Origin of the sequence: Zavarzinia sp. (genome assembly GCF_049306435.1) — a bacterium.
In the GTDB taxonomy this organism is placed as follows: domain Bacteria; phylum Pseudomonadota; class Alphaproteobacteria; order Zavarziniales; family Zavarziniaceae; genus Zavarzinia.
Window position 1 is genome coordinate 1 of record NZ_JBAQRT010000097.1, and the last position, 5,641, is coordinate 5,641.

9 protein-coding genes are annotated in these 5,641 nt (G+C 69.5%); 6 read left to right on the top strand and 3 right to left on the bottom strand.

Annotation, left to right across the window (positions count from 1 at the left end):
* From WAZ62_RS05020 to WAZ62_RS05040, 5 genes are all read left to right on the top strand, one after another.
* Positions 1-715: GAF domain-containing protein (locus WAZ62_RS05020; protein ID WP_422642425.1), on the top strand; the 715-nt coding region annotated here is incomplete at its 5' end.
* A gap of 78 nt (positions 716-793) precedes the next feature.
* Positions 794-934: a hypothetical protein gene (locus WAZ62_RS05025; RefSeq protein ID WP_422642426.1), complete on the top strand. Its 141-nt coding sequence runs from the start codon at positions 794-796 to the stop codon at positions 932-934.
* The gene (locus WAZ62_RS05030; protein WP_422642427.1) at positions 921-1,442 is read left to right on the top strand and encodes a cytochrome b/b6 domain-containing protein; all 522 of its coding nucleotides are present in this window, start codon (positions 921-923) and stop codon (positions 1,440-1,442) included. The genes WAZ62_RS05025 and WAZ62_RS05030 overlap by 14 nt, the downstream gene beginning before the upstream one ends.
* Positions 1,439-1,858, top strand: a complete 420-nt coding sequence (locus tag WAZ62_RS05035; RefSeq protein WP_422642428.1) for a DUF1924 domain-containing protein — start codon at positions 1,439-1,441, stop codon at positions 1,856-1,858. The genes WAZ62_RS05030 and WAZ62_RS05035 overlap by 4 nt, the downstream gene beginning before the upstream one ends.
* Positions 1,859-1,860: 2 nt before the next feature.
* On the top strand, positions 1,861-2,298 hold the full coding sequence (locus WAZ62_RS05040) for a diheme cytochrome c (protein WP_422642429.1): 438 nt from the start codon (positions 1,861-1,863) through the stop codon (positions 2,296-2,298).
* Position 2,299: 1 nt separating this feature from the next.
* Here WAZ62_RS05040 and WAZ62_RS05045 read toward each other — a convergent pair whose 3' ends face one another.
* From WAZ62_RS05045 to WAZ62_RS05055, 3 genes are read right to left on the bottom strand one after another with little or no spacing between them, the layout of a single operon-like run.
* On the bottom strand, positions 2,300-3,634 hold the full coding sequence (locus WAZ62_RS05045; RefSeq protein WP_422642430.1) for a sensor histidine kinase: 1,335 nt from the start codon (positions 3,632-3,634) through the stop codon (positions 2,300-2,302).
* Positions 3,631-4,290 carry a response regulator gene (locus WAZ62_RS05050; RefSeq protein WP_422642431.1) on the bottom strand — a complete coding sequence of 220 codons (660 nt, stop codon included), beginning with the start codon at positions 4,288-4,290 and terminating at the stop codon, positions 3,631-3,633. Before WAZ62_RS05050 ends, WAZ62_RS05045 begins: the two co-directional genes overlap by 4 nt.
* 2 nt (positions 4,291-4,292) lie before the next feature.
* Positions 4,293-4,589 carry a PepSY domain-containing protein gene (locus WAZ62_RS05055; RefSeq protein WP_422642432.1) on the bottom strand — a complete coding sequence of 99 codons (297 nt, stop codon included), beginning with the start codon at positions 4,587-4,589 and terminating at the stop codon, positions 4,293-4,295.
* A 125-nt stretch (positions 4,590-4,714) separates the two neighbouring features.
* Here WAZ62_RS05055 and WAZ62_RS05060 point away from each other — a divergent pair.
* The coding region (locus WAZ62_RS05060; RefSeq protein ID WP_422642433.1) for a PepSY domain-containing protein at positions 4,715-5,641 on the top strand (927 nt) is incomplete at its 3' end.

Here is a 5,641-nt window from a genome sequence, read left to right on the forward strand (position 1 = left end):
GGGTTACGATGTCCCGGGCACGGGGGCGGAGGTCGGGCTGGGCGAGGGTGTCGCCGGCACCGTCGCCGCCACCCTGCGCCCGCTTCGCCTCGCCGACATGAGCCGGGGCCGGCGCTATGCCGAGGCGGCCCGGATAGAAACGCCGGTGCCCCGCGCCATCCCCTATCCCGGCCTCGCCGAGCCCTTGAGCCAGATGGCCGTCCCCATGATCAGCCGGGGCGAGCTGACCGGTGTCCTGATGGCCGAAGCCCAGACCCGTTTCGCCTTCGCGCGGGAGGACGAGGACGCCCTCGCCCTCGTCGCCGGCCAGCTGGGCGCGGCGCTGGCCCTCCACGACATGGCGACCGAGGACGAACCGGCGGCGAAGCCGGCGCCGGATCGGATCGCCGGCCCCCGCATCCGCATCCGGTACTTCCCCTATGACGACAGTATCTTCATCGGGGAGGACTACCTGATCCGGGGCATTTCCGGCCGGCTGCTGCATCATTTCCTGCGCCTTCATCTCGACGAGGGCCGGAGCGATTTCACCAATCGGGAACTGCGCGTCGATCCCCGCCTGCGTCTGCCCGAGGTGAAGGACAATCTGGAAACCCGCCTGATCCTGCTGCGTCGCCGGCTCGATGACCACGCGGCGCCCTTGCGCCTGCTGCGCCCCGAGCGCGGCCGTATCCGGCTCGAGATCGGCGGCATTCCCGAAATCGAGGTCGTGACCTGAACGCCGGCTGAACACCCGGTTCAGGAAAGGCTCAGTCCCGCCCCGCGATACTGCCTCCAACACTTGAGGAGGCAGACGATGCTGAAACGGATGATCATCGAAGGCTTGCTGGTCGCGAGCCTCGTCGTCTTCGCCGGGGCGACCTATCAGGCCCTGCGCTATGGACCGGCGTCGCTGGCCGATGTCGTCGCGGGGGCGCGCGATCATGACCGCGACTGACGCCCCCCGGCGGAAGCCGAAACCGATCGAAATGCGCCTGCTGCTCGGCTTCCACGCCGTGATGAGCGGCTCGTTCCTCGTCGCCTATCTCTCGGGCGGGGAGGACAGCTATGGCATCCATGTCTTCGCCGGTTACACCGTGCTGGCCGCCCTCGCCGCCCGCCTCGTCATGGCGCTGGCGGCGCCGAAGAACAGCCCCCTGCGCCTGCCCCGTCCCTCGATATCCGCGCTCGGCGGCTGGCTGGCGCGACTGCTGCGGCTCGATGGCGCCGCCTTCAGGGCGCGCAGCCCGCTGCTCGGCTTCATCGCCGTCGCCATGCTGATCGGCACGGCCGGCGCCGCCCTCACCGGGGCCGTCGCCGACTGGGTTCAGCCGGTCGAGGACCTGCACGAAGCCCTGGGCGACTTCGCCCTGATGCTCGCCTTCGTCCACATCGCCCTCGCCTTCGGTCTCGCCGGCCTGAAGCGCGTCGCCCCCGCGCCCCGTACCCGAGAGGTCCTGCCGTGAAGAAGACTTCCCCCCTCCTGATCCTGTTCCTGATCAGCCTGTCGGCGCCCGCCCTGGCCGCCGGCGGTGACTCCGCCCGCAAGGACATCCTCGATGGTTACGCCGCCGCCGTGGGTCCCGGCTTCGCCGGCTTCTCGGCGGAGCGGGGACGCGCCCTTTTCCTCGGCCCCCACGCGGGCGGCAAGCCGGAGACGCCGGCCTGCGCCACCTGCCACACGCCCGATCCCCGCGCCACCGGCCATCACTACCGCACCGGGCGGGACATCCCGCCCATGGCCGTATCGGTGACCCCGGATCGCTTCACGTCACAGGCCGAGGTCGAGAAGCGCTTCGGCCGCGACTGCCCCGCCGTGCTGGGCCGCGACTGCAGCCCGCTCGAAAAGGGCGATTTCATCACCTATCTCGCGGGACAATGATCATGGCTCTTCGTCGTCACTTTCTCTGCCTCGCCCTGCCGCTGACCCTGCTCGCCCTGGCGCCCGCCTTCGCCGACGAAGGCGAATGGGTGCCGCCGGTGCGCCATGCCGAAACCCTGAAGGAATGCGGGGAGTGTCACATGGCCTTCCAGCCCGCCCTGCTGCCCGCCGGCAGCTGGCGGGCGATCATGGGCAACCTGTCCGATCACTTCGGCGAGGATGCCAGCCTTCCGCCCGCCACCGCCGCCTCGATCGAGCATTATCTGGTCGCGGGCGCCGGGCGGGGCGATCCGTCGCTGCTGCGCATCACCGAACAGCGCTGGTGGCGCCACGAGCATGATTTCTCGCCCGGCCGTTTCGCCCGGCCGGAGGTGCGCAGCAAGATCAATTGCGCCGCCTGCCACCAGGGCGCGGAAAACGGCTACTACGAGGATGACTGAGTCAGGGGATCGTGGGCAGTTCCACAAGGGCCCGCAAGCCGCCGAGGGGCGAGCGATCGAGATCGAGCCGGCCGCCGTAGAGGCCGGCGAATTCGCGCACCATGGCAAGGCCAAGACCGCTGCCCGGCACGCTCTCGTCGAGGCGAACGCCGGGGGCGAGCACCGCATCCCTCTCGGCATCGGCAAGGCCCGGGCCGTCGTCATCGACGGCAAGCCAGATCATGCCGCCGTTTGCGCCGGCGGTGATCTCGACCCGCCGGCTTGCCCATTTGCAGGCATTGTCGACGAGATTGCCCAGGATCTCGTCGAAATCCTGACGATCCCCGGCGAAGACGAGACCGGGCGGCACCCGGTCCTCGATATCAAGGCCGCGCTCGTCGTAGAGCCGGCGCATCACCCGGACGATGGCGGCGACGGCGCCTCCGATCACCGTGCTGCTGCCGGGAACGCCCTTGGTGGCGGCGGCCCGCGCCCGCGCCATGTGATGGTCGATGTTGCGGCGGATCAGGTCGATCTGGCGATTGATCGGGCGCGCCGCGACCTCGTCCAGCGCCGCCGCCTCATTGGCGAGAATGGCGAGATTGGTCTTCAGGGCATGGGCGAGATTGCCGGCCTCGAGCCGCGAGCGCGCGACCACGTCCGAGGCATGGCCCAGCAGCGCGTTGAGGTCGTCGACCAGCGGCTGCACTTCCGATGGCAAGGTGCCGCCCAGCCGCTCCGTCCGGCCGGCGCGAACCTCGGCAAGGCCCCGGCGCAAACGGACCAGGGGAAACAGACCGACCTGCACCTGAATGACGGCGGCGAGGATCAGCGCCACCGCCAGCAGGCCGAGGGAGCCGGCAAGCGTTACATTGAAGGCGCGCATGACCGTGGCCAGTTCCGACCTGTCGGCGGCGACGGCGAGGCGCAAGTTCGCCCCTGTATCGGCCAGGGTCACGCTGCGCTCGATCACGACGAGGCTCTGCCCCCCCGGCCCCTTCACGTCATGGCGGTGGGGCGAGCGGTCGGGATCGGGCGGCAGATCGAGGACGACATCCCACAGCGAGCGGGAGCGCAGCACGGCATCCCCCGCCTGCACCTGCCAGTACAACCCGGACAGCGGGCGCTGGAAACGGGGATCGCTGAGCGACTGGGGCAACACCGGCTTGCCGTCAACGCCAATATCGATATTGGCGGCGAGTTGGTCGAGGTGATGGTCCAGTTCCGTGTCGAAGCGGGCGATCACATGATCGCGGAACAGCGCCGAAAGGCCGACGCCCGCCGCCGCCAGCGCCAGCGCGATCCACAGCGCCGCCCCGGCCAGCAGGCGAAAGCGAAGCGAGCGCGGCGCCCTCACGGCGCCTCGAGCCGGTAGCCGAGGCCGCGCACGGTGGCAATCAGGCCATTGCCGAGCTTGCGCCGCAGCCGGCCGACGAAGACTTCGATCGTGTTGGAATCCCGGTCGAAATCCTGGGCATAGACATGTTCGGTCAATTCGGCGCGGGAGATCACCTGACCCTGCCGGTGCATCAGATAATCCAGCACCTTGTATTCATAAGCGGTGAGTTCGACCGGCTGGCCATCGAGCGAAACCCGCCCGCTGCGGGTGTCGAGCGTGACCGGCCCGCAGGTCAGCGCGGCCGAGGCATGGCCCTTGGCCCGGCGGATGAGGGCGCGCAGGCGCGCCAGCAGTTCTTCCATGTTGAAGGGCTTGGCCAGGTAATCGTCGGCCCCGGCGTCGATACCCTGCACCTTCTCGTGCCAGGCGTCGCGCGCGGTCAGGATCAGCACCGGCATGTTCAAACCCTTGGCGCGCCAGTGGCGCAGCACCGACAGGCCGTCGATGCGCGGCAGGCCAAGATCGAGGACGACCGCGTCATAGGGTTCGGTCTCGCCGAGGAAGCGCCCCTCCTCCCCGTCACGGGCGAGGTCGACGGCATAGGATTCGGTGGTCAGGCGCATCACCAGTTGCTCGCCGAGGGCGGGCGTATCCTCCACGACGAGAACGCGCATGTTCAGTGATATCCCCCATGACGCTGACGGACGCGCAGCAATTGCCCGGTCGCCGCATCATAGTCCAGCTTCATGATCCGGCCATCGTCGGCGATCAGCTTGATTTCATAGACGAAACCTTCGTCCTCGTCCTCCAGCTCGATATCGAGGACATCGCCGCCGAAGTCCTTTCTGGCCGCGTCCAGGATCGCCTCGACCGGCAGGATCCGCCCTTCGCGCAGGGCTTCGAGCGCGCGCTCGTGATCATCGCCCGCCAGGGCCGCGCCCGGCGACAGGCAAAACGCGAGAAGAAGTGCCATCAGGATTCGCATGGCGGTAGTATCGCCCCCGCCGGCTGAACGGCGGCTGAACGGCCGGTTCAGCTTCGGCTCAGCCGGGCGGCGCGATGCTGCGGCCGTCTTTTGCGTAGGGGCAGGGCTTCTCCATGGCTTTCACCACCATCAAGCGGCGTCTCGTCTGGCTGCACCGCTGGCTGGCACTGGCGCTGGCGCCCGTGCTGCTGCTCGTCACCCTGACGGGCGGCATTCTCGCTTTCGTCCCCGTGACCGAAAGCCTGACGCCGACCGACAGCACAAGGCTCGACGGCGCCGCCCTCGTCCGCGTCATCAACGCCGTCGATCCCGAGGGCAAGGCCACCATGGTCATGCCGGCCGATGGCGGCACCGCCGTCACCCTGGTCCGGGACGGGATGTGGCAGACCTATGCCCTCGGCGATGGCCAGCTGCTGCGCGAGGCGCCCCCGCCCTTCGATGTCTTCCAGACGGTCGAGGACCTGCACCGCAATCTGCTGATCGGCGCCGGCATCGTGGTCGAGATCGCCGCCTGGGCCATGCTCGCCATCGTCGTCATCGGCCCCCTCCTGGCCTGGCCGCGTTTCGCCAACAGCCTGATGGGCTGGCACCGGGTGGCGGGCTGGTTCGCCCTGCCCCTCGTCCTGATGCTGCCCTTGACCGGTGTCCTGATGACCCTCGGCATCGGCGGCCCCAGCCTGCCGCCCACGACAGGCGGGCGGACGACACCGGTCGCCGCCCTGACCCGCGCGGCGGACAGTATCGACCTCTCGGGCCTAAGCCTTGCCCGCGCCTTCCGGCAGGGCCGGGTGCTGATCACCACCAGCGCCCCCGCGACCTATGTCGCGACGGCGACCGAGGTCGTGCCGATGACCGGCGGCCCCGGCCTCGTCCGCGAATTGCACGAGGGGACCTGGGCCGGCGCCTGGTCGGGCCTCCTCAACGCCGTTGGCGCCGCCGTACTCTTCGGCCTGACGGTAACCGGCATCCTGTCGTGGTGGCGTCGGCGCCGGGCCGACCGGGCGCGCAGCAGCGATCAGGGCGCCCGCATCCTGATCGCC